This window comes from Spirillospora sp. NPDC048824 (assembly GCF_043198455.1).
In the GTDB taxonomy this organism is placed as follows: Bacteria; Actinomycetota; Actinomycetes; order Streptosporangiales; family Streptosporangiaceae; genus Spirillospora.
The window spans coordinates 18,401-40,271 of record NZ_JBICUS010000027.1 but is presented as its reverse complement, the minus strand read 5'-3'; the positions used below and the strand labels follow the sequence as shown (position 1 = coordinate 40,271).

The following is a 21,871-nucleotide window of genomic DNA, read 5'->3' as shown; positions in this document are numbered from 1 at the left end:
GTTCGGAAAACAGGGTTTACGCAGCGCGGGGGGGGGGGGGCGGGCCGCCCGCCCCCCCCCCCCCCCCCCCGCCCCCCCCCCCCCGGGGGGGGGGGGGGCCCCCCCCCCCCCCCCCCCCCCCCCCCGCCCCGGGCGCCGCGCCAGGCGGTCAGTCCACGATCACCAAGCCGCGCTCGGTGACGTTCATCGACTCGAAACCGTCCTCGGTGCACACCACGATGTCCTCGATGCGGGCGCCGTGCGGGCCGGGGTAGATGCCCGGCTCGATCGAGAACGCCATGCCCGGCTCCAGCGGCTCCAGGTTGCCCGCGACGATGTAGGGGTCCTCGTGCGACTCCAGCCCGATGCCGTGCCCGGTGCGGTGGAAGAAGTGCTCGCCGTGCCCGGCCGCCGCGATGACGTCGCGCCCGGCGGCGTCCACCGCCTCGGGCGTCGCCCCGGGACGGACGGCCTCGCACGACGCGCGCTGCGCCTCCTCCAGCACCGCGTAGTACTCCCGGTACTCGGCGGGAGGCTCCCCCACGCAGTAGTTGCGGGTCGAGTCCGAGCAGTAGCCGCTCGGCATCGTCCCGCCGATGTCGACCACGACCGGCTCGCCGGGCCCGATGACCCGGTCCGACGGCTCGGCGTGCGGGTTCGCGCCGTTCGGGCCGGACCCCACGATGACGAAGTCGACGCGCGCGTGACCCTCGGCGGTGATCGCGTCGGCGATGTCGCGGGCGACCTCGCGTTCGGTGCGGCCCGCCTTGAGGAGGCCGGGCACGCGGCGGTGCACCCGGTCGATCGCCGCACCCGCCTCCCGCAGCGCCGCGACCTCGGCGGCGCTCTTGCGCATCCGCAGCTCCCGCAGCACTCCCCCGGCCGCGACCTGCTCGGCGTCCGGCATCGCGGCGCGGAACCGCAGCGCCATCACCGCCCACATCCGGTCGGCCACGCCCACCGTGCGCACGTCCCGGGGCAGGCGCCCGGCGACCAGCGCGTACGGGTCGGCGGTCTCGTCCCACGGCACCAGCTCGACGCCGAGCGCCCCGGCCGGCGACTCCTGCGCGGCGGGCAGCTCCAGCCGCGGGACGACCAGGAACGCCTCCCCTCCGGACGGGACCACCAGGCAGGTGAGCCGCTCCAGCTCCTTGGCGTCGTACCCGGTGACGTAGCGCAGGTCCGGGCCGGGCGTCAGCAGCACCGCCCCGAGGCCCGCCTTGGCCGCCGCGTCCCGCACCAGGCCGAGCCGCTCACGCGGATACAACTCCGTTGTCACACCCGTCTCCGTTCTGTGGTTCTGTCCAATGGCCGGTACCAGGATCGCAGAGGCGCGTCCCCGCGCCTCTGTCCGTGTCGCATGGGAGCATGTGGCGCATGAGCGGGCTGATGCTGCTGGACACGCCGTCGTTGTACTTCCGCGCCTTCTTCGGGGTGCCCGAGTCGGTGACCGCGCCCGACGGCACGCCGGTGAACGCCGTGCGCGGGCTCATCGACATGATCGCGCGGCTCGTCCAGGACCGTTCCCCGGACCGTCTCGTGTGCTGCATGGACGCCGACTGGCGGCCCGCGTTCCGGGTCGAGGCGCTGCCGTCCTACAAGGCGCACCGGGTGGCCGAGGGCGGCGGCGACCAGACGCCCGGCGCGCTGGAGGCGCAGCTGCCCGTCATCGACGCCGTGCTGGACGCGTTCGGGCTGGCGCGCGCCGGCGTCCCCGGGTACGAGGCCGACGACGTCATCGGGACCCTGGCGGTGCGGGGCGCGGCGGACGGCCCCGTCGACATCGTGACCGGCGACCGCGACCTGTTCCAGCTCGTCGACGACCGCGCCCCCGTCGCCGTCCTGTACACCGCGCGCGGCATCAGGAACCTGCAGGTGATGGGCGAGAAGGAGATCGCGGCCAAGTACGGCATCCCGGGCCGCGGCTACGGCGACTACGCGACGCTGCGCGGCGACCCCAGCGACGGCCTGCCCGGCGTCCCGGGCGTCGGCGACAAGACCGCCGCCGCGCTGGTCACCCGGTTCGGCTCGGTCGAGGGCATCCTCGCCGCGCTGGACTCCGGCAGCGACGAAGGGTTCCCGGCGGGCGCGCGGCGCCGGATGGAGGCCGCGCGCGACTACCTGGCCGCCGCCGAGACGGTCGTGCGGGTCGTCACCGACATCGACGCGCCCGAGCTGGCGGCGCTGGACGACCGGCTCCCCGCCGGGGCGCGCGACCCCGAGGCGCTCGTCGCGCTGGCGGACCGCTGGAACCTCGGCAGCCCCGTCAACCGCCTGCTGAACGCCCTCGCCCGCTGACTCCGGCCCGGGGCCGCCGATCATCGCTGCAAATTTCGCCAAAAGTGTCAGATGACGCAGACAGCGCGTTCTCGCGCGTGCAGCATCCACAACGGTGATGGGTTCTCATGGGCACATGAGCGACCGGTACCCGCGGCACTGGGCCTCACCGCCCCACTCCCCCCAACTGCCGTGGGTACCGGTTCACCCGCCCGCCGGAACCGGAGACGCACGACCGTGAGCGAGCACCTGCTGACACGGAGGACCACGCCGCACGGCGGCCCCGCAGCCGCGTTCTGGGACACGCTGGACGACGCGGAGCGCGCGGCGCTGCGCGGCGTCTCGCGGCCGCGCCGGTACCACCCGAAGATGCCGCTGTGCTATCAGGGCGACGATTCCGATCACCTCATCGTCATCGAGTCGGGCTGGGCCAAGGTGACGTCCTCCAGCGAGGACGGCCGGGAGGTGGTGCTCGCCGTCCGCGGGCCGGGCGACCTGGTCTGCGAGAGCGCGGTGCTCGGCCGCCGGGAGCGGTCGGCGACCGTGACCGCGCTCGGCCCGCTGCGGGCGCTGGTCGTGCCCGCCTCCCGGTTCACCGGCTTCCTGGACGCCCATCCCGGCGTGTGGCTGCTGGTCAGCGGCACGTTCGTGGGGCGGCTCGACGACGCCGACCGCCGGCTGCAGGCGCACGTGTCCGCGCAGGGCGCGCGGCGGCTGGCGATCCTGCTGTCGGACCTGGCGGAACGGTCGGCGAGCCAGGCCCCGCCGGAGGTCTCCGGCGGCGTCGTGATCGGCCCGCCGCTGTCCCAGGAGGAACTCGGCAGCTGGATGGACTCCTCGCGCGAGACGGTCGCGCGGGCGCTCGGCACCCTGCGCGCCGAGGGGCTGGTGCGCACCGGCCGGCGGAGGATCACCGTGGTGGATCCGCCGGGGCTGCGGGCGTTCGCACGGCGGCCCGGGTGACCGTGCCGCCGTGCGCCTTTACATTGTAGATTTTTAGCGGAGGTGCGGGATCCGTCCCGTACCCTCGATGCTGTGCCGCGCCGACCGCCGCGACTGCTCACCGCCCTATCGCCCGCGAGGCGGGCGTCAGCCTCCCCCTGCCCGAGCAGGAGGTCGCGCACGCCAACGGCGGCTGGGCGCTGAAGCTGCGCGGCGACCTCGCGACCGAGGCGTGGAACGCGCAGATCTCGCTGCTGACCGGCCGGGCGGCCGCGCGGATGATGCTGGACGGCGGCGCCGGCTACACCGCGTTCGACGGGGCACCGCCCGGCCAGGCGGCGCACGCCGCGGACGTCGACCACGCCTGCGTCGACCTCGTCGAGGCGCTGCTGCTGCGCGACCGGGTCGGGGAGGTCTTCGACGCGGTGGTGGTTACCGTGAGCGCCGACCGTTCCGGCGGGCGCGTCCATCTGGTGACGCCGCCGGTGTTCGGCCGCTGCGACGGGGACGGGCTGCCGCTCGGCGAGCAGGTCAGGGTGCGGCTGGAGGAGGCGGACCCGGCGCGCCGCCACGTCCGTTTCTCCCGGGTGGCGTGATCCTCGAAGGCGCGTGCTCGTCGGAGGCGCGCGGCCGGTCAGCGGCGGCGGGTGCGGGTGCCGCCGCGCGGGCGCCAGTTGGTGTTCGTCCCGACACCGGCGAAGTGCAGCGCGATCAGCAGCAGGCCGAGCAGGGTGAGTGTCCCGTTGTTGATGGCGTCCGAGGTGATGTCGGCCAGGTCGAACAGCAGGGCGAGGGCGAAGACGGCCGCGGCGGCGATCGCGAGCATGGGGGGCCTTCCAATGGGTTGGGGCATCTTTTCCCACCAGATGTCCGCATGCCCGCCACGCAAACCGCGTTAGCCTTTTCGGTCGGACCGATTCCCGGTGGACGGTGGTTCGCCCGCGTCAGGCGGCGGAGGGGCTCAGGCTCTCGCCGAGTTCCTCGGTGACGGCGGCGTTGAGCCGGTAGGCGGCCTTGACCTCGTCGATGACGCGGTCCTGCTCGGCGGCGTCCCAGGGCGCGGCGTCCAGGAGGCCGCGGTAGCGGTCCTTGTACGCCTTGGGCTTGCCGGGGAAGCGGTAGAAGCGGACGCCGTCGTCTCCGGCGGACAGGTCGAGGGTCTTGCGGACCTGGACGCCGATGTACTGCCCGCCGGACAGGTCGCCCATGTAGCGGGTGTAGTGGTGGGCGACGAAGCCGCCCGGCCAGCCGAAGCACACCTCGCTGAGCCGGTCGCAGTAGCGTCCCGTGGTCGCGTTGGGCTCGATCCGGGCGCGCCAGCGGGGGCCGTAGAAGAAGGCCAGGTCCGCCTCCAGGGCATCGCGGCGGCGCAGTCCGGGAAGGTCGAACCGGCCGGCGACCGGGTCGGGCGCCATCCGGTCGGCGGCGGCCTCCAGCAGCTCGTACACGGGGTGCAGCTGCGCCACCAGGACCGCGTACTCGTCGCGGGTGAGGCGGCCCTCGACGAGCGCGCTCATGTAGGCCGAGGTCTCGTTGTCGCCGTGGTCGCTCCATGTGGCGGCCCTCAGCCGCGCCGAGAACGGCTCGCCCGCCGCGGCGGTCCCGTTCCCGGCACTGTGGTTCCCGGCACTGTGGTTCCCGGCACCCTCGTTCGCGGCGCCGTCGGCACGGGCATCGTCGTTTCGAGCACTGTCCATCCGGCCCCTCCTTCATCCAAGATTTAGGCTAGCCTTACCTAAATCACCTGGGAAGGTGTTGCGGTGACGTTTTCCGACGTGACGTCGGCTACTTTACCGACGGGCCGTCGGGAACGTCCAGTACGTACTCAGCGCGGCCCTCCGGGTGCCGCCGCGCGGGCCTCCTCGGTCATCCGGACGACCTCGCGGCGGACCTGGGGGCGTTCGGTGAGGCGCTCGCTGAACGGGATCCGGACGGGATGCTCGGCGCCGCCGTCGGCGACGGCGAAGTCGATGCCGTCGGCGTCCATCCCGGTCATCCGGGCCGCGGTCGCGCCGGGCCGGCCGGCCAGCGCCCGGCAGATCGTCAGGCAGTCGGCCGCGTGGTCCTCGTTCATGTGCCGCATGATCTGCCGCACGACGTCGCCGGTGAAGGGGCCCGCGTCGGTCATGGGATCGTCCTTTCCTGCAGCGGACGTCCGCCGAACATGAACGCCTCCCGTGTCGGGGCCGGATGCGGTCGGGCTCGGAGCCTACCCGCAACGGTTCAGGCGACGTCCGCGGACTCCTGCTCGTCCAGCCAGGCCACGATGCCCTCCAGCGCGCCGCGGCAGCCTCCGCAGCCGGTGCCCGCCCTCGTCTCGCGGGCGACGTCGCCGGCCGTGCGGGCGCCGGCCTGCCAGCACGCGCGGATCTCCCCCTTGCTGACGTTGTTGCAGTGGCAGACCGTCGCCGCGTCGGGCATGCGGACGGGTGATCCGGCCTCGGCCGCGCCGCCGAAGCCGGGGAACAGGAGGCCGAGCCGCTCGGCGGGCAGCGGCGAGGCGCGGTCGTAGAGCTGGGTCAGCGTTCCGGCCGCGGACGTCTCGCCGAGCAGGATCGCGCCGATCAGCCTGCCGTCCCGGATGATCGCCTTCTTGTAGGTGCCGCGCGCCGCGTCGGTGAACCGGACGACCTCGACGCCCGCGTCGTCGTCGCCGAAGTGCGTCTCGCCCATCGAGGCCAGCTCGATCCCGGCGGCCTTGAGCCGGGTGATCTGCCGGGCGCCGGTGAACCGCGCCGCGGGATCGGTGCCGGCGAGCAGCCCGGCGAGCACGCCGGCCTGCTCCCACGCGGGCGCGACCAGGCCGTACACCTCGTCGCGGTGCTCGGAGCACTCGCCGATGGCGCGGACGGACGGGTCGGTGACCGAGCGCAGCTCGTCGTCGACGATCACGGCGCGGCCGATCGCGAGGCCCGCGTCGCGGGCGAGGGCCACCTCGGGGCGGACGCCGCACGACAGGATGACCAGGTCGGTGTCGATGACCTCCGTCCCGCCGCCGGGCAGGGCCAGCTCGACGCCGGTGACCGCGCCGCCGGCGGTGCGCAGCGCGGCGACGTCGGCCTGCATTCTGGTGCCGATGCCGAGGCTCGCCAGCGTCCGGGCCAGGACCTTCCCGGCGGCGGGGTCGAGCTGGCGTTCCATGAGGTGACCGGCCAGGTGCAGGACGGTCACGTCCAGGCCGCGGCCCATCAGCCCGCGGGCGGCCTCGATGCCGAGGAGCCCGCCGCCGACGACGACCGCGCGGCGCGCCGCGTCGGCCAGCTCGGAGATGCGGCGGCAGTCGTCCAGGGTGCGGAACACCAGCGCGCCTTCGGGCAGCCCGTCCCGCAGACCGGGCATCGGCGGGATGAACGCGGTGCTGCCGGTCGCCAGGACGAGGGTCTCGTACGGGGTGACGGTCCCGTCCGCGGCGTGGACGGTCTTCGCCGCGCGGTCGACGCGGGTGACCTCGACGCCGAGGCGGGCGTCCACGCCGTGGGAGGCGTACCAGGCGGCGTCCACGAGGCTGATGTGGTCGGGCCGCGTCACCCCGGCGAGGACGTTCGACAGCAGCACCCGGTTGTAGGGGCGCTGGGGCTCCGCGCCGAACACCGTCACGGGCGTGCGGCGGTCGCGGGCGCGCAGCTCGCCCACGAACCGCGCCCCGGCCATGCCGTTGCCGACGACGACGATGCCCGCCCGATCTCCCGTGCCCGCCCGATCTCCCACGCCCGCCCCGTCTCTCGTACCCGCCCCGTCTCCCGTGCCCGTTCCTCCTGCGGCGCTCATCGCTTCACCTCCAGCGGGATCGGCTTGATCTGGTCGCGCTCGACCTCGAACTCGATGCTCGGGTCGGGGGTCTTCGGGGCGTTGACGAACGAGACGAACCGGCGGAGCCGGCCGGGGTCGTCGAGGGTGTCGCGCCATTCGTCGGAGTAGCCGCCGACGTGCCGCTCCATGGCGGCGTCGAGGTCGGCGCAGATGCCGAGCCGGTCGTCCACGATGACCTCCCGGAGATAGTCCAGGCCGCCGTCGAGGGACTCCAGCCACGTCGCGGTGCGCTGCAGCCGGTCGGCGGTGCGGATGTAGAACATCAGGAACCGGTCGATGTAGGTGATGAGCTGCTTGTCGGTGAGGTCGGTGGCGAACAGGTCGGCGTGCCGGGGGCGCATGCCGCCGTTCCCGGCGAGGTAGAGGTTCCAGCCGTTCTCGGTGGCGATGACGCCGAAGTCCTTGCTCTGCGCCTCGGCGCATTCGCGGGCGCACCCGGACACGGCCGACTTCAGCTTGTGCGGGGCGCGCAGCCCCCGGTAGCGCAGTTCGAGGCGGATCGCCATGGCGGTGGAGTCCTGCACGCCGTAGCGGCACCAGGTGGACCCGACGCACGACTTCACCGTCCGCAGCGCCTTGCCGTAGGCGTGCCCGGACTCGAACCCGGCGTCGACGAGCCGCCGCCAGATCTCGGGGAGCTGCTCGACGCGGGCGCCGAACAGGTCGATCCGCTGCCCGCCGGTGATCTTGGTGTAGAGGCCGAAGTCGCGGGCGACCTCGCCGATCACGATGAGCTTCTCGGGGGTGATCTCCCCGCCGGGGACGCGCGGCACCACCGAGTACGTGCCGTTCTTCTGCAGGTTGGCGAGGAAGTGGTCGTTGGTGTCCTGCAGCGCCGCCTGCTCGCCCTCCAGGATGTGGCCGTTGCCGAGGCTGGCCAGGATGGAGGCGACGGCGGGGCGGCAGATGTCGCAGCCGCGGCCCGTCCCGTGCTCCTGGACGAGCTGGGTGAAGCTGGTGACCCGCCCGCCGCGGACGATGTCGAACAGCTCGGCGCGGCTGTAGTCGAAGTGCTCGCAGATGGCCTTGCTGACCTCGATCCCGGCGGCGGTCAACTCGGCGTCCAGGATCCGCTTGACCAGTGGGACGCAGCTTCCGCAGCTCGTTCCGGCCCTGGTGCAGTCCTTGACGCCGGGCACGTCGGTGAGGGAGTGCTCGGAGATCGCACAGCGGATGCCCTCGGCGGTGACGTTGTTGCAGGAGCAGATGACGGTCGCGCCCGGCAGGTCGCCGCCCGCCGTCTCCGTTCCGCCGAACAGCATCTGCTCGGGGGCGCCCGGCAGGGTCCCGCCGACGTAGGCGCGCAGCGTCCCGTACGACTCGGCGTCGCCGACGAGGACGCCGCCGAGGAGGGTCTGCGCGTCGTCGCTGAAGACGAGTCTCTTGTAGACGCCGGCGACGGGGTCGGTATAGGTGACGCCGAGCGCGTCCCCGGGGCAGGCGAACGGGTCGCCGAAGCTGGCGACGTCCACGCCCATCAGCTTCAGCTTCGTCGACATGTCGGCGCCCTCGAACACGGCGGTGCCGGTGTCGGACAGCAGCCTGTCGGCGACGACCTCGGCCATGGAGAAGCACGGCCCGACCAGCCCGTACACGGCGCCGCCGACGAGGGCGCACTCGCCGATCGCCCAGACGGCCGGGTCCTCGGTGCGGCACGAGGCGTCCACGACGATCCCGCCGCGCTCCCCCACCGGCAGGCCGCAGCCGCGGGCCAGCTCGTCGCGCGGCCGGATGCCGGCGGAGAACACGACGACCTCGGCGTCGATGACCGCGCCGTCGGCGAGGACGACCCGGCGGACCGCGCCGTCCTCCCCCGCCTCCAGGGCGCGCATGGGGACGCCCGCGTGGACGGCCATGCCGAGTCCCTCGATGTGGCGGCGCAGCATCGCGCCGCCGCCCTCGTCGAGCTGGCGCGGCATCAGCCACGGCGCCACCTCCACGACGCCGCTGCGCAGCCCCAGGCCCTGGATCGCGCGGGCCGCCTCCAGGCCGAGCAGTCCGCCGCCGACGACCGCGCCGGTCGTCCTCCCCCGTGCGTACTCGCGGATGGCGTCCAGGTCGTCGATGGTGCGGTACACGAACACGCCCGGCAGGTCGCGGCCCTCGACCGGCGGGACGAACGGCGCCGACCCGGTGGCCAGGACCAGCGCGTCGTAGCCGGCGACGCGTCCCGCGGACGTGGTGACGGTCCGGGCGTCGCGGTCGATCGCGGTGACCCGCTCCCCGGTGACGACCGTGACCTCGCCGCCGTGCGCGGGGTAGGCGAGGTCGGCGCCCTCCAGGTGCGTCGTCAGCGCGACGCGGTCGTAGGCCGTGCGCGTCTCCTCGCCGATGACGGTGATCGTCCACGTTCCGGCCGTGTCGCGTTCGCGCAGGGCCTCCACCAGGCGGTGCGAGGCCGGGCCGTGGCCGGCCACGACCAGCCGCTTGTCCGGTTTGCTGTCGGCTCCCATGGGCCCGATCCTCGGCGGCCCGTATTTCCCGTAGGGATCCCGGACGTCACTCGCACGTTAACTGCGCCTCACGCCCGTCTCCGTGCCGGGGACTGGGCGACCGCACAGACTTCACGGTTCGTGGCCGTAACCCGTTCCTTTCTCGAAGGTGACACGAGAGGATCCAGAAGGTGAAAAAGTATCCAAAATCATAGAACGAACGACATATCCGGAGGCGGCAGTGCGAAGGATCATCGGCGTTGTGCTCACCGGGCTCGGCGTGTTCCTGCTGGCCACCGGCCTGCTGGTGCGCTTCTACGTCGGTCCCACGCTGATCGGTGCGCCCACCGACGTCTACCAGGTGACGCGGCTGAAGGCCGACAACGCCACCTACCTCGACGCCTCGTCGGTCACGCTGCGTACCGGCGCCACGGTGGTGGCGACCAACACCACCCGCGCCGACGTGAAGGCGTCGGGTGACGACGTCGCCGTCTGGGACAGCGGCACGATCATCCAGGACACGGTGCGCGGCAACACGATCGAGATCCAGAAGGCGCGGTACGCCTTCGACCGCAAGACCGGGCAGCTGAAGGACTGCTGCGGCGCGGCGATTCAGGGCGACACGAACGTCCGCATGGACGGCGTCGCGCTGTTCTGGCCGCTGGAGGTCCGCAAGAAGGGCCTGGAGGTGTTCGACACCGGCACCCTCCGCGCCTGGCCGGTCACCTTCGACGGTGAGGAGCGCGTCGACGGCAAGCGCACCTACCGGTTCGTCCAGCACGTCCCGGAGACCAAGGTCACCGGCAAGGTGCCCGCCCTGCCCGCCGAGATGTTCGGGCGTCCCGAGGGCGATCCCGCCGTCGAGACGGACCGCTACACCAAGCTGGACGCCACGTACTGGGTCGACCCGAGGACCGGCGCCCCGATCGACCAGCAGCGGCACGTGGTGACGACGCTGCGGCCCAAGCAGGGGCCGGGCAGCCTCGTGGTGGCGGACCTGAACCTGCGGATGACGCCGGAGTCGCGCGAGGCCCTGAGCGCCAAGTCCGATGAGGGCGCCGAGCAGATGCGGCTGCTGGAGACCGTCGTCCCCCTGGCCGGCATCGGGGCGGGCCTGCCGATCATGGTGGCCGGGCTGATCCTGGTCTTCGGCGGACGCGGTCCCGGCCGGCGCGGGACCCGCCGCGGCGAGTCCCCGGCGGCGCGCCGTTAGCGGCCGGACGGGCGCGTAGGAGGGCCCGGGAACCCGGACCATCGGGGCCGCGGGGTGCGTGACGGGCGAGTCACGCACCCCGTCGGCTCACGCCGGGGTGGGGACATGCCCGGTCACGCCTTTGTTTCGTCCGCCACTCGTCCCGGTCGTGCACGATGGAGGGGTGACGAGCGTTGCGGAGAGCCGCCCGGCGGGCGGCGAGGGGACCCGGCTGCGGATGCTGGCCGATCTCGTCTCGGACGGCGAGGTGGTGGTGCTGAGCGGCGCGGGCCTGTCGACCGAGTCGGGCATCCCGGACTACCGGGGTGAGACGGGGCGCCTGCGGCGGGCCGAGCCGATGACCTACCAGGAGTTCACCGCGTCGGCCGCGGCGCGCCGCCGGTACTGGGCGCGCAGCCATCTGGGCTGGCGGCACATCGCCGCGGCCCGTCCGAACGCCGGGCACCGCGCGGTGGCGGAGCTGCAGGGGCGGGGGCTGGTCGCGGGGATCATCACCCAGAACGTCGACGGTCTGCAGCAGGCCGCCGGAGCGGACGGCGTCGTCGAGCTGCACGGCGCGCTGGACCGGGTGCTGTGCCTGTCGTGCGGCCAGAGGACGCCGCGCGGACGGCTGGACGCGCGGCTGCGGGCCGCGAACCCGGGCTGGGACGCGCGGGCGGCGGGCACCCGGGTCAACCCCGACGGCGACGCCGCCCTCGGCGATGAGGCGGTCGAGGCGTTCCGGGTGGTGGACTGCGAGCGGTGCGGCGGCGCCCTCAAACCCGATGTGATCTTCTTCGGGGAGAACGTGCCGCCGGCCCGCGTCCGGGACTGCTATGCGCTGACCGAGCGCGCGGGCGCGCTGCTGGTGCTCGGGTCGTCGCTGACGGTGCTGTCGGGGTACCGGTTCGTCCGGCACGCGGCCCGGCACGGCGTTCCCGTCGCGATCGTCAACCGGGGCACGACCAGGGGCGACGAGCACGCCCTGATCACGATGGACGCGCCCCTCGGCGCGACGCTGGAGGCGCTGCTCGCCGAACTCGGCCCGTAGGGGCCGCGGCGCGGTCAGCCGCCCCGGAGCACGGAGGTCGCGGCGGGCGCGGGAGACCGCCGCCCGTTCGGGCTGCCGGGCGCGGGCGCGCCGGTGACGACGGGCGGTTCGGGCAGGGTGTCGACGGTGACGAACCCGGTGTTCTCCAGCCGCTTCAGCTGCCCGTTGAGGAAGGCCTGGACCTGCTGGGCGTACGTGCGCATCACGGTGTTGCGGGTGCTGGCGCGGACCGCGGCGGCCCGCGTGTACAGCTCGCCCTGCGCCGTCCGCATCCGCGCCACGGCGGTCTTGTCGTAGTCGGTGCCGGACTTCCCGGTGATCTCCGACATCCAGCTGGTCTGCTCCGCGGTCGGCCTGTCGGGCAGCGGAACGTTCAGCTTGGCGGCCATCTGGCGGTTGACCTCGTCGAACCGGATGTGCCGGGTCGCGATCTGGCCGAGGTTCTTGCGGGTGGCCTCCTGGGATCCGCGTTTCGCGGCGGCCCGGCCGACCGGGATCTCCCACAGCGCCGCCTGCCTGAGCTGGACGAGGAGGAGGCGGTCGGCGGCGGCGAGCAGCCCCCCGCCGGCCTCGGCGGCTCCCCGGTCCGCACCGCCCGCCTCACCGCCGCCGGCCGCGGCGGGCCCGGCCGGGCGGACGCCCCCGTCGGTCGTCTGGCGGCCCACCGGGGTGCAGCCGCCCACCAGCAGCACCGCCGCCAGCCCGCACGCCGCCGCGGCGGCGGCCGGTCGGGGTCCTCGCATGCGCCGCCGTCCTTTCGGTCGAGAGGGCAACCCGGTCGGGAAGGGAGACCTCACCCGGGCGGTACGCACGCCGCGGCGGCGGGGTTCATCCCGGCGGCGGGGTGCGGGTCAGGTCCAGCCGAGCTGGACCAGGGTGGGGACGGGGGGTTCGCCGCCGGCCTCGGTGAAGGCGCGCAGCGCGTCCACCAGGGCGTGCCGCTGGCCGGGCGGCATGCGGGAGACGACCTCGGCGATGCCGGCGCGGCGGCGGGCGGTGACGTCGTCGACGATGGCCCGGCCGGCGCCGGTGAGCTGGATGCTGACCTCGCGCCCGCTGTGCGGGCTGGCCTGCCGGTCCACCAGGCCGGCCGCGGCCAGCCGGTCCACCATCCGCATCGCGGTGGAGGGGTTGACCTCCAGCAGCCCGGCCAGCGTGACGAGCTTGGACGTGCCCTGCGAGGACAGCACGACGAGCAGCCGGAACTGCGGCAGCGTCACGGTGTCCTCGACGGCGGCCAGGGAGCGCACGGAGATCGCCACCAGGAGCCGGGACGCCGTCAGCACCGCCGAGGTGACCTCGTCGGCGCCGTCGCCGGCATGTTCGCTCATGACGACTTTCTACAGTGCCGCGGACGCGGCGCGCCACGTGCCCGGGTGGTCACCGGCGCTCCCCGGGCAGCAGGCCGGCGAGGAGTTCGGCGAGGGTCCTGGTCTGGTCGCGGAGCCGCTTGACGTCGTCCTCGACGTCGTCGCCCTCCATCAGCTCGGGCGCGGCGGGCGGCCTTTCGTCCATGCCCTCCAGGGCGGGCGGCTCCGACGGCAGGGCGCGCGGCACGGTGCTCCGACCGTCCGCGGCACCACCACCCCGATGGGCGGCTGCTGGTAGTCGGACGCGTCGTGGGCGTAGGCGGCGCGGGTGCCGGGGTCGAACCGGATCTCGCCGTCCACGCGGCCGGCGAGGGCGCGCCGGAACGCGTCCCCGCCGCGGGCCGCGGCGCCCGCCTCCGTCCGCTCGCCGTGCCTGGTGCCTTCCGCCGAAACAGCCATGCCGGGACGCTTACCCCTGCCGGGCCCTTCAATCGCGCCGCCGTGCGTCAGCCGGCCCTTTCCCGGACGAGCGTGCCGAGGTCCATGCGGGCCAGGCCCCGCAGGCCGGGTCGCTGCGCCAGGTGGGCGACCACGATCACGGCGAGCGCCGACCAGGCGAACGTGGCAGGCCGGATCTCGGTGTGCAGGGACATCAGGTCGCTGTTGAACGCGCCCAGGAACGCGCCGGTGGCGATCCTCCCGATGATCAGCCCGGGGACGGCGCCCGCCGCCACGACGAGGAGGTTCTCGGCGGTGACCAGGCGGGCCAGCCGCCGCCGGCCGACACCGGCGGCGCGCAGTGTGGCCAGTTCGGTGCCGCGTTCGGAGAGGTTCACCGACAGCGTCGCGAACAGGACGGTGAAGGCCAGCAGCCCGCCGAACGCGAGCATGACCGCGATGAACACGTAGAACAGGTTCATGTACTCGTCCATGGTCTTCTTGAGGGCCTGGGAGTCGGTGTAGGCGACGACGCCGGGCTGGGCCGACAGGGCGCGCTCGGCCGCGGCGCGGTCGGCGTCCGGCCCGAACCGGACGAGCACGGATGTGGGCCGCGCGGACGGCGCCCAGGCGGCGACCTGGTCCAGCGTCGCGTAGGCGTAGGTGCCGAGCGGCTCGTCCACGAACCCGGCGACGGTCGTGGTGACGGTCCGGCCGCCGGCGAGGCGCAGCCCGACGCGGTCGCCGGCGTTCACGCCGAGCTCGTCGCGCAGCGCCGCGCCGAGCAGCGCGCCGCCGGCGGGCAGGGACCGCTCGCCGCCGCCGGGGGTGAGGAACCGGTGCATCCGGGTGGCGGCGGGCAGCCCGACGACGGTGGTGGTGTAGCCCCGGTCGCCGGCGGTGATCGTGGCGGGCAGGTGCGCGGACGGTTCGGCGGCCCGCACACCCTCGGTCCCCGAGATCGCGGCCAGGGCGGCGGCGTCGGGGGGACGGCCGAGGGTGAGTTCGGCGTCCTGCCGCTGGACCTGGTCGAACTGCCGGGACACGGTCGCCTGCGACGAGTCGAGCATCCCCCACGACACGAGGATGAGCACGAGCGCGAGGACGACGCCGGTCATGGTGTAGAGGGTGCGGCGGAACTGGCGGGTGGGGCCGCGCAGCACCAGCCACGCCCCGGCGGGCAGCCGCCCGGCGGCGGGCACGGACCGCTCCAGGCGGGCGATCAGGCCCGCTCCCCCGGTGGACGGGACGGTCCCGCGCATCGCCTCGGCGGGCGGGACGCGGGCCGCCGACACCGCGGGCGCCAGCGCCGCGAGGCCGCCCGCGGCCAGCCCGAACGCCAGCCCGGACAGCATGGTGGTGGCGCGGACGGTCACCGTCGTCTCGGGCAGGCCGATCGCGTCGCCGTACAGGCGGGTGACCGACCCGGCCAGCGCGAGCCCGGCGGCGACGCCGGGAAGCGCCCCGGCGAGCCCGGCCGCGACGCCGGTGGCCAGGTAGTGCGCCACGACCGTGCGGCGGCGGAACCCGCCGGCGCGCAACGTCCCGATGATGACGCGGTCGCGTGCCACACGGCGGGTCAGCACGACGTAGACGGCGACGCCGGCGGCGGCGAGGAACAGCAGCGGGAACATCACGGCCAGCTGGGAGAACCCCTTGATGTCCTGCGCGAGGGTCGCGTTGCTGGGTTGCTCGGCGCGGGTGACCGCGGCGACCGCGCCGTGTTCCCGGGCGGCCGCGGTGAGGGAGGCGCCGAGCCGCGCGGCGTGGTCGCGTCCGGCGGCGGTGTAGTGGACGGCCACCTCGTTGGGCGTGTCCGTGCCGGCGATCCGGCGGGCGAGCGGCTCGGGAACGTACAGGACGCCGAACGATCCGGGCGCGGGCAGGATGTCCTGCCGGCTGGGTGCGGGCCAGAGGTATTCGGGCGAGGACGCGGTTCCGCGCACGCCGAGCCTCCGCCACGCCCGCCCGTCCCACACCGACACGTTCGCGCCCGGTTCCAGGCCGGCGTCCTCGGCGAGGTGCTTGTCGGCGAGGACGCCGGACGGCGCGGCGGGGTCCAGGTACCGGCCCTTGAGCACCTTGACCCGGTTGACGTCCGGCTGCGATCCGGCGGGGAACCCGGCGACGCGGCCGACGAAGGTGTTCCCGTCCGGTGTCCGCATCGGCACGTCGGCGACGGTGCGGGCGACGGCGGCCCGCACGCCGGGCCGCGACCGGGCCTCCCGCGCGATCGCGGCGGTGTCGCCGCCCGACAGCGTCAGGTCCGCGAACCGGTACTCGGCGAAAAGGTCCTGGTATCCGGAGTCCAGGTTCTTGTAGGCGTCGTAGGACGCGCCGAACAGCGCGACGCCGAGCATGACCAGCACGACCACCGACACCAGCTGGGCGGGGCGGCGGCGCAGGTCGCGCCGCAGCTTGACGTTGAGCGTGCTCACCGGGACACCTCGCTCACCAGGACACCTCGTCGGCGGTGGCGGGCTCCGCGGTGGTCGTCACCTCGGCGACGCGGCCGGAGCGCATCCGCACGACACGGTGCGCGATGGCGGCGATCGCGGCGTTGTGGGTGACGACCAGGACCGTGCGGCCCCGCCGGTTGAGGTCCTGCAGGACGTGCAGGACGCCGCGTCCGGTCTCCAGGTCCAGCGCGCCGGTCGGCTCGTCGCACAGCAGCAGTTCGGGGTCCTTGGCGATCGCGCGGGCGATCGCGACGCGCTGCTGCTCGCCGCCCGACAGCCGAGCGGGGAAGTGGCCGCCGCGGCCCGCGAGCCCGACGGCCTCCAGCGCGGCGGCGGAGCGCTCCCGCCCGCCGCGTCCGGTGAGCTCGGCGACGAGCCGGACGTTCTCCAGGGCGGTCAGCGACGGGACGAGGTTGAAGAACTGGAACACGAAGCCGACGGTGTCGCGGCGGTAGGCGGTGCGGGCGTCCTCGTCCAGGCCGGAGATGTCGCGGCCGCCCGCGACGACGACGCCGGCGGTGGCGGGCTCGATCCCGCCGATGAGGTTGAGCAGGGTCGTCTTGCCGGACCCGGACGGGCCGAGCAGGACGACGAACTCGCCGCGCCGCACCTCCAGGTCCACCTCGCGCAGCGCGCGCACCTCGGCGTGGCCGGCGCCGTAGGTCTTGCCGGCCCCGCGCAGCAGCACGGCGGGGGCACCGGCGGGGGCCGGGCCGTCCTCCCGGACCGCCGGCCGCCCGCGGTCACGACGCCTCATGGTCGTCTCCTTCGCCTGCGTCGCCTGCTTTGTCTGCTTCGCCGCCGTGGGCGCCGTGGTCGCCGTGGGCGCCGGCCGGGCGCAGCAGGGCGAGCAGCCCGGCCATCGGGCCGCCGACGTCGGTCCCGGCGTCGATCAGCACATGCAGCAGCAGCCCGTCGATCAGCGCGGCGAGCACCACGGCGAGGCCTTCGGGATCGGCGTCGGCGCGCAGCAGGCCCGCCGCCCGGTTCTCGGCGAGCCGGGCCGACAGCAGGTCCCGGAACATCCGGATCTGCCGCTCGCTCTCCTCGCGCAGTTCGCCGTCGCGGAGACCGTGCATCAGCGCCTCGACGAGCACGCGCTGCCCGGAGGAGCCGGGACCGCGGTCGATGAGGGCCCGGACGGCGTCGGCGACGCCGTCCAGCACGTCCTCGTTCCGGAGGATCGCCTCGACGGGGCCGGCCAGCTCCAGCTCCACGGCGTGCGTCACCGCGGCCCGCCGGAGCGCGTCCACCGACCCGAAGTAGTAGTGCACGAGCGCGTTGTTGGCCCGCGCCCGCTCCGCCACCCCACGCGAGGTCACCCCGGACCAGCCGCTCTCGGCCATCACCGCGACGGCCGCGTCCAGCAGCCGGATCCGCGTCGGAACCTCGTCGCCGGCCATGCTCTCCCCCACCTCTTGGTCGCTTGCTTTAAGCGACTGCTTAATTGGAGCGTACGCCGGACTCTTGCACCATGCAACGGTCGGATGCGGGACGGGCCCTGAGAATGCGGAACGTCCCCGCGCCTGGCCGGTTCGGCGGCGCGGGGACGTCCGGGTGGTGCGGGTTACGCGTCGCGGCGTTTGAGGAGGAACGCTGCCAGCGCGAGGAGCGCGAACGTCCAGAGCGCGAACACGCCGTACCCCTGCCAGGGCGTCAGCAGGTCGTCCTCGCCCTGCTGCGCCTTGGTGATCAGGTAGCCCGCCTCCGAGGGCAGGTAGGAGTAGATGTAGTCGCCGATCTTGCCGGGCAGCAGCATGGCGAGGGGCGCCAGCACGAGCACGAACCCGATCACGCCGGTGATGGCGCCGGCGGTGTGCCGCACGATCGCGCCGATGGCCAGGGCGAACAGCCCGAGCATCGCCAGGTAGAGGCCGCCGCCGACGACGGCGCGCAGCACGCCCTCGTCCCCGAGCGACACCTGCATCTTGTCGCCGATGAGCGCCGAGCCGATGAAGAACGACGTGAACGACACCGCGAGACCGACGGCGAGGACGATCAGAGCGAACACCAGGGCCTTGGCCCACAGCATCGGCAGCCGCCGCGGCACCGCCAGCAGGCTGGCGCGGATCATGCCGGTGGAGTACTCCGAGGCGATCACCAGGACGCCGAGCACGCAGACGGTCAGCTGGCCGAGGAAGAACCCGCTGCCGAGGATGAAGCTGACCGGGTCCGCGGAGACCGACGCCCGGTCGGCGGCGGTCATGTCGTCCCACTGCGCCATGGTCAGGCCCACCAGCAGGGTGGTGAACCCGAGGCTGACGATGACGAGCAGGATCAGCGTCCACAGGGTGGAGCGGACCGTGCGGATCTTCGTCCATTCGGCGAGCAGGAGCCGTGTGAAGCCGGGCCGCGGGTGCGCGGCGGGGTCGCCGGCGGGCTGCGCGGCGGGCTCGGTGGTGGCGGCGGTCATCGGGTCTCCCCCTTCTCGGCGGGACCCGCATCGAGATCGGTGCCGGGCGGGATCGCGCCGGGGGCGGGCCCACCGGCCGCGCCGTACTCGACGCTCTCGCGGGTCAGTTCCATGAACGCGGCCTCCAGCGAGCCGCGCATCGGGGTGAGCTCGTGCAGGACGGCTCCCTCGGCGGCGGCGAGTTCCCCGACGCGGGGCGCCTCCATCTGTGTGACGGTGAGCAGGGAGTCGCCGTCGGCCCGCACCTTGGCGCCCTCGGCGGTGAGGACGTCGGCGAGCCGGCCGGCGTCGGGGCTGCGGACGGTCACCATCTTCTCGGTGCTGCGCTCGACGAAGTCCTCGGTGGAGCAGTCGGCGATGAGCCTGCCGCGCCCGATGACGATGAGGTGCTCGGCGGTGACGGCCATCTCGTTCATGAGGTGGCTGGAGACGAACACGGTCCGCCCCTCGGACGCGAGCCGCTGCATCAGGGTGCGGATCCAGACGATGCCCTCCGGGTCGAGGCCGTTGACGGGCTCGTCCAGGATCAGCACCGACGGGTCGCCGAGGAGCGCGGCGGCGATGCCGAGCCGCTGCCCCATGCCGAGGGAGAAGCCCCCGGCGCGCTTGCGGGCGACGCCGGTGAGGCCGACGAGTTCGACGACCTCGTCGACGCGCTTCTTGCCGATGCCCTGCGTCTGGGCGAGTGCCAGCAGGTGGCTGTGGGCGCTGCGGCCGGTGTGGACGGCCTTGGCCTCCAGCAGCGCGCCGACGGAGCGCAGCGGGGCGGGCAGGTCGCGGTAGTGGACGCCGTGGATGCGGGCGTCGCCGCGGTCCGGCCGGTCCAGGCCGAGCAGCAGCCGCATGGTGGTGGACTTCCCGGCGCCGTTCGGGCCGAGGAAGCCGGTCACCCGCCCGGGGGCGACGGTGAAGGAAAGATCGTCCACGGCGACCTTGCCGCCATAGCGTTTGGTGAGGTTCTCCGCCTCGATCATGCACACATCCTGGATGTTTCACTGACGAAAACCGTGATCGGGATCACGGTAGCGTCCCGGACACCGGGCGCGGTTCATCCCTGGGGTGGATCCGCCTCCGACCTTCGCAGGGGGAAGTGGTCCCGGCGGACAGGGGTTCCCACATCAGGACGGGGGAACCATGCCCGCGGACCCCGGTAGGGTCGGGATCATGTCGCTTCCCGTTTCCGCACCGGCGCACGCGTCCGGCGAGTTCACCGTCGCAGGCCGGTCCGTCCACCGCCTCGGGTACGGCGCGATGCGCCTGACCGGCCCGGGGGTGTGGGGGCCGCCGCGCGACCGCGCGGAGGCGGTGCGGGTGCTGCGCCGCGCCGTCGACCTGGGCGTGGACTTCATCGACACCGCCGACTCCTACGGCCCGTTCCACAGCGAGGAGATCATCCGGGAGGCGCTGCACCCCTACCCGGACGGCCTGCTGGTCGCGACCAAGGCGGGTTTCGTGCGGACGGGTCCGAACCGGTGGCACACGCTGGGCCGTCCCGCCTACCTGCGCCAGCAGGTGGAGATGAGCCTCCGGCGCCTGGGCGTGGAGCGGATCGGGCTGTTCCAGCTGCACCGGATCGACCCGGAGGTGCCGCTCGCCGACCAGGTCGGCGAGCTGGCGGCGCTGCGCGATGAGGGCAAGATCGCCTCGATCGGTCTGTCGGAGGTGAGCGTGCGGGAGATCGAGGACGCCCGCCGCACGGCGGAGATCGTCACGGTACAGAACCGCTACAACCTCACCGACCGCGGGTCCGAGGACGTCCTGGAGCACTGCGAGGCGCAGGGCATCGGGTTCATCCCGTGGTTCCCGATCGCGGCGGGCAAGCTGGCCGAGCCGGGCGGGCCGGTGGACGAGATCGCCCGCGCCACCGGCGCCACCCCGGCGCAGGTCAGCCTGGCGTGGCTGCTGGCGCGCTCCCCGGTGATGCTGCCGATCCCCGGGACGTCCACCGTGGCGCATCTGGAGGAGAACGTCGCCGCCGCGGGCGTCGCCCTCGGCGCCGAGCAGGTCGCCGCGCTGAACGCCCGGACGTCCTGACACACCGCACCTCCCTGAGGCGCCGCACCCTCCTGAGACGCGCAGGCGCCCTCCCGCCGCGGCGGGAGGGCGCGCCGTCCGGCGGTGCCGTCAGGCGGCGACGCCGTCGGAGGCGTTGACGTCCTTGTGGAAGCGCTTGTGGACGTACAGGCGCTCGCCGAGCGTCTCGCAGCGCCACCACAGGCCGCTCGGCGGGCCGATGCGGGTGTTGCGCGGCAGTTCGCGCAGGACCTCGTTGACCGGCGTCATGCGCATGCGCCCGGAACGGCACACCAGGATGCGCCGGTCGGTGACGACGACGACCCGGTAGGCGTTGCTGAAGATGATGATCCAGTAGGACAGCAAGGCGAAGTACTGGCTGGTGGTCTGGGCGCCGAACACCGCCTGGACGTTCTCGCCTTCCTGGAGGACGTGGGCCGCGTTGGCGCGCATCTTGTCGCGGATGGCCACGGTCGGGACCTTTCTCGTGAAACACGTGGGCACCACCGTGCTCGCTGGTCCCACGGCCCTCCCTAGTGATCGGGCGCACCGATTGTGGCACCAATCACCACCGGTTGTGACGATTTCCCGACTTTGGGACATCTTCGCCCGTCCTGGGGCACTTATTGACCGTTTGCCAATAACTGGGCGAGGATGGCCGCCAGGATCCGAACCCGCCGGGAGGCCCCGTGCCCGCCACACCGCAGATGCCCGCGCCGGAACGCCTCGCCGACCGGCTCGCCGACCGGGACGTGCTGCGCGCTCTCGCCGCCGAGCCGCTCATCGGCCTCGGCGCCGGCCGTGCCCTGCTGATGCAGCTCGCGCACCCGCGGGTGGCCCGCGGCGTCGCCGAGCACAGCGACTTCGCCGACCGTCCCCTGGCGCGGCTGTTCGGCACCCTCGACTTCCTGCTGATCGTCACCTACGGGACGCCGGAGGAGGTCGCGCGGATCGCCGCGAAGGTCCGCGGCATCCACGCGACCGTCCGCGGCGACGGCTACTCCGGCAACGACGCCGACCTTCAGCTGTGGGTGAACGCGACCCTCATCGACTCGGCCCTGCACATCTACGAGCACGTCATGCGGCCCGGCGACGACGAGCCGGACCTGGCCGAGGAGTACTACCGCCAGTCCCGCATCGTGGCCGAGGTGCTCGGCTGCCCGCTGGAGTCGCAGCCCGCCGACCTGGCCGCGTTCCGCGCCTACATGGCCGAGACGCTCGCCGGGCTGGAGGTGACCGACACCGCCCGCGAGGTCGCCGCCGCCGTCCTGTGGCCCCGCAAGCTGCGCCCCCTGGCCCCGGCCATGGCCGTGTTCCGCCTGCTCACCGCGGCGCTGCTGCCCGAGACGCTGCGCGCGCATTACGGGCTGCCGTGGACGCACAACCGCCGCCGCACCGCGGACCTGCTGCTGCGGACGGCCACCGACCTGCACCACCTGACGCCCGGCCCGCTGCGGCGCCCGCCCCAGCCGCTCCTGGTCAAGCTGGCGAGCCACCGCGTCGACCGGACGCTGTCTGCCCGCCGCTCCCGCCGCCGCGCCCACGCCTGACACAC

At 73.9% G+C, this 21,871-nt stretch carries 23 protein-coding genes; 7 read left to right on the top strand and 16 right to left on the bottom strand.

The window, feature by feature from the left end:
- Positions 1 to 148 precede the first annotated feature (148 nt).
- The gene (locus ACGFIS_RS34450; RefSeq protein WP_392904510.1) at positions 149 to 1,258 is read right to left on the bottom strand and encodes a M24 family metallopeptidase; all 1,110 of its coding nucleotides are present in this window, start codon (positions 1,256 to 1,258) and stop codon (positions 149 to 151) included.
- A 98-nt stretch (positions 1,259 to 1,356) separates the two neighbouring features.
- On the opposite strand from ACGFIS_RS34450, the gene ACGFIS_RS34445 reads away from it, so the two are divergent.
- The 3 genes from ACGFIS_RS34445 to ACGFIS_RS34435 all read left to right on the top strand — a co-directional run bounded on the left by ACGFIS_RS34445 (position 1,357) and on the right by ACGFIS_RS34435 (position 3,794).
- A complete protein-coding gene (locus ACGFIS_RS34445) occupies positions 1,357 to 2,277 on the top strand; it encodes a 5'-3' exonuclease H3TH domain-containing protein (protein ID WP_392904512.1) in 921 nt (306 codons plus the stop codon).
- 216 nt (positions 2,278 to 2,493) lie between these two features.
- Positions 2,494 to 3,219 (top strand): Crp/Fnr family transcriptional regulator, encoded by a 726-nt coding sequence (locus tag ACGFIS_RS34440; RefSeq protein WP_392904515.1) that lies wholly within the window; start codon positions 2,494 to 2,496, stop codon positions 3,217 to 3,219.
- A 257-nt stretch (positions 3,220 to 3,476) separates the two neighbouring features.
- Entirely contained in the window at positions 3,477 to 3,794 is a 318-nt protein-coding gene (locus ACGFIS_RS34435; protein ID WP_392973751.1) for a hypothetical protein, read from the top strand.
- 38 nt (positions 3,795 to 3,832) lie between these two features.
- Here the strand turns inward: ACGFIS_RS34435 and ACGFIS_RS34430 are convergent, their stop codons facing one another.
- The 5 genes from ACGFIS_RS34430 to nirB form a co-directional block, all read right to left on the bottom strand.
- Positions 3,833 to 4,024: a hypothetical protein gene (locus tag ACGFIS_RS34430; protein WP_392973750.1), complete on the bottom strand. Its 192-nt coding sequence runs from the start codon at positions 4,022 to 4,024 to the stop codon at positions 3,833 to 3,835.
- A gap of 118 nt (positions 4,025 to 4,142) precedes the next feature.
- Positions 4,143 to 4,895, bottom strand: coding sequence for a heme oxygenase (biliverdin-producing) (locus tag ACGFIS_RS34425; RefSeq protein WP_392973749.1), 753 nt, complete (start codon positions 4,893 to 4,895; stop codon positions 4,143 to 4,145).
- A gap of 128 nt (positions 4,896 to 5,023) precedes the next feature.
- Positions 5,024 to 5,326 carry a DUF2470 domain-containing protein gene (locus ACGFIS_RS34420; protein WP_392973748.1) on the bottom strand — a complete coding sequence of 101 codons (303 nt, stop codon included), beginning with the start codon at positions 5,324 to 5,326 and terminating at the stop codon, positions 5,024 to 5,026.
- A gap of 95 nt (positions 5,327 to 5,421) precedes the next feature.
- Positions 5,422 to 6,906 carry an FAD-dependent oxidoreductase gene (locus tag ACGFIS_RS34415; protein ID WP_392904523.1) on the bottom strand — a complete coding sequence of 495 codons (1,485 nt, stop codon included), beginning with the start codon at positions 6,904 to 6,906 and terminating at the stop codon, positions 5,422 to 5,424.
- 56 nt (positions 6,907 to 6,962) lie between these two features.
- Positions 6,963 to 9,461, bottom strand: a complete 2,499-nt coding sequence (nirB, locus tag ACGFIS_RS34410; protein ID WP_392973747.1) for a nitrite reductase large subunit NirB — start codon at positions 9,459 to 9,461, stop codon at positions 6,963 to 6,965.
- A 220-nt stretch (positions 9,462 to 9,681) separates the two neighbouring features.
- Here nirB and ACGFIS_RS34405 point away from each other — a divergent pair, with 220 nt between their 5' ends.
- Both ACGFIS_RS34405 and ACGFIS_RS34400 read left to right on the top strand, forming a co-directional pair.
- Entirely contained in the window at positions 9,682 to 10,653 is a 972-nt protein-coding gene (locus ACGFIS_RS34405; protein WP_392973746.1) for a DUF3068 domain-containing protein, read from the top strand.
- A gap of 217 nt (positions 10,654 to 10,870) precedes the next feature.
- Complete coding sequence (locus ACGFIS_RS34400) at positions 10,871 to 11,683, top strand: NAD-dependent protein deacetylase (protein ID WP_392973759.1); 813 nt, start codon at positions 10,871 to 10,873, stop codon at positions 11,681 to 11,683.
- Between the two features lie 14 nt (positions 11,684 to 11,697).
- Here ACGFIS_RS34400 and ACGFIS_RS34395 read toward each other — a convergent pair whose 3' ends face one another.
- The 9 genes from ACGFIS_RS34395 to ACGFIS_RS34355 form a co-directional block, all read right to left on the bottom strand.
- Positions 11,698 to 12,426, bottom strand: coding sequence for a DUF4142 domain-containing protein (locus ACGFIS_RS34395; RefSeq protein ID WP_392904529.1), 729 nt, complete (start codon positions 12,424 to 12,426; stop codon positions 11,698 to 11,700).
- Positions 12,427 to 12,534: 108 nt separating this feature from the next.
- Positions 12,535 to 13,014 carry a MarR family winged helix-turn-helix transcriptional regulator gene (locus tag ACGFIS_RS34390; protein WP_392904532.1) on the bottom strand — a complete coding sequence of 160 codons (480 nt, stop codon included), beginning with the start codon at positions 13,012 to 13,014 and terminating at the stop codon, positions 12,535 to 12,537.
- A gap of 49 nt (positions 13,015 to 13,063) precedes the next feature.
- Positions 13,064 to 13,198 (bottom strand): hypothetical protein, encoded by a 135-nt coding sequence (locus ACGFIS_RS34385; protein WP_392904534.1) that lies wholly within the window; start codon positions 13,196 to 13,198, stop codon positions 13,064 to 13,066.
- Positions 13,165 to 13,452 carry a hypothetical protein gene (locus tag ACGFIS_RS34380; RefSeq protein WP_392904537.1) on the bottom strand — a complete coding sequence of 96 codons (288 nt, stop codon included), beginning with the start codon at positions 13,450 to 13,452 and terminating at the stop codon, positions 13,165 to 13,167. The genes ACGFIS_RS34385 and ACGFIS_RS34380 overlap by 34 nt, the downstream gene beginning before the upstream one ends.
- Before the next feature lie 47 nt (positions 13,453 to 13,499).
- Positions 13,500 to 15,869, bottom strand: coding sequence for an FtsX-like permease family protein (locus ACGFIS_RS34375; protein ID WP_392904539.1), 2,370 nt, complete (start codon positions 15,867 to 15,869; stop codon positions 13,500 to 13,502).
- A gap of 13 nt (positions 15,870 to 15,882) precedes the next feature.
- On the bottom strand, positions 15,883 to 16,647 hold the full coding sequence (locus ACGFIS_RS34370) for an ABC transporter ATP-binding protein (RefSeq protein ID WP_392904542.1): 765 nt from the start codon (positions 16,645 to 16,647) through the stop codon (positions 15,883 to 15,885).
- Positions 16,634 to 17,293 (bottom strand): TetR/AcrR family transcriptional regulator, encoded by a 660-nt coding sequence (locus ACGFIS_RS34365; protein ID WP_392904544.1) that lies wholly within the window; start codon positions 17,291 to 17,293, stop codon positions 16,634 to 16,636. Before ACGFIS_RS34365 ends, ACGFIS_RS34370 begins: the two co-directional genes overlap by 14 nt.
- Positions 17,294 to 17,457: 164 nt before the next feature.
- On the bottom strand, positions 17,458 to 18,303 hold the full coding sequence (locus ACGFIS_RS34360; RefSeq protein ID WP_392904547.1) for an ABC transporter permease subunit: 846 nt from the start codon (positions 18,301 to 18,303) through the stop codon (positions 17,458 to 17,460).
- Positions 18,300 to 19,277: an ABC transporter ATP-binding protein gene (locus tag ACGFIS_RS34355; protein ID WP_392904550.1), complete on the bottom strand. Its 978-nt coding sequence runs from the start codon at positions 19,275 to 19,277 to the stop codon at positions 18,300 to 18,302. The genes ACGFIS_RS34360 and ACGFIS_RS34355 overlap by 4 nt, the downstream gene beginning before the upstream one ends.
- Before the next feature lie 190 nt (positions 19,278 to 19,467).
- On the opposite strand from ACGFIS_RS34355, the gene ACGFIS_RS34350 reads away from it, so the two are divergent.
- Entirely contained in the window at positions 19,468 to 20,337 is an 870-nt protein-coding gene (locus tag ACGFIS_RS34350) for an aldo/keto reductase (protein WP_392904552.1), read from the top strand.
- A gap of 90 nt (positions 20,338 to 20,427) precedes the next feature.
- On the opposite strand, the gene ACGFIS_RS34345 is transcribed toward ACGFIS_RS34350, so the two are convergent.
- Positions 20,428 to 20,787, bottom strand: coding sequence for a hypothetical protein (locus ACGFIS_RS34345; protein WP_392904555.1), 360 nt, complete (start codon positions 20,785 to 20,787; stop codon positions 20,428 to 20,430).
- A gap of 218 nt (positions 20,788 to 21,005) precedes the next feature.
- Here ACGFIS_RS34345 and ACGFIS_RS34340 point away from each other — a divergent pair, with 218 nt between their 5' ends.
- A complete protein-coding gene (locus tag ACGFIS_RS34340; RefSeq protein WP_392973745.1) occupies positions 21,006 to 21,866 on the top strand; it encodes an oxygenase MpaB family protein in 861 nt (286 codons plus the stop codon).
- Positions 21,867 to 21,871: the final 5 nt, after the last annotated feature.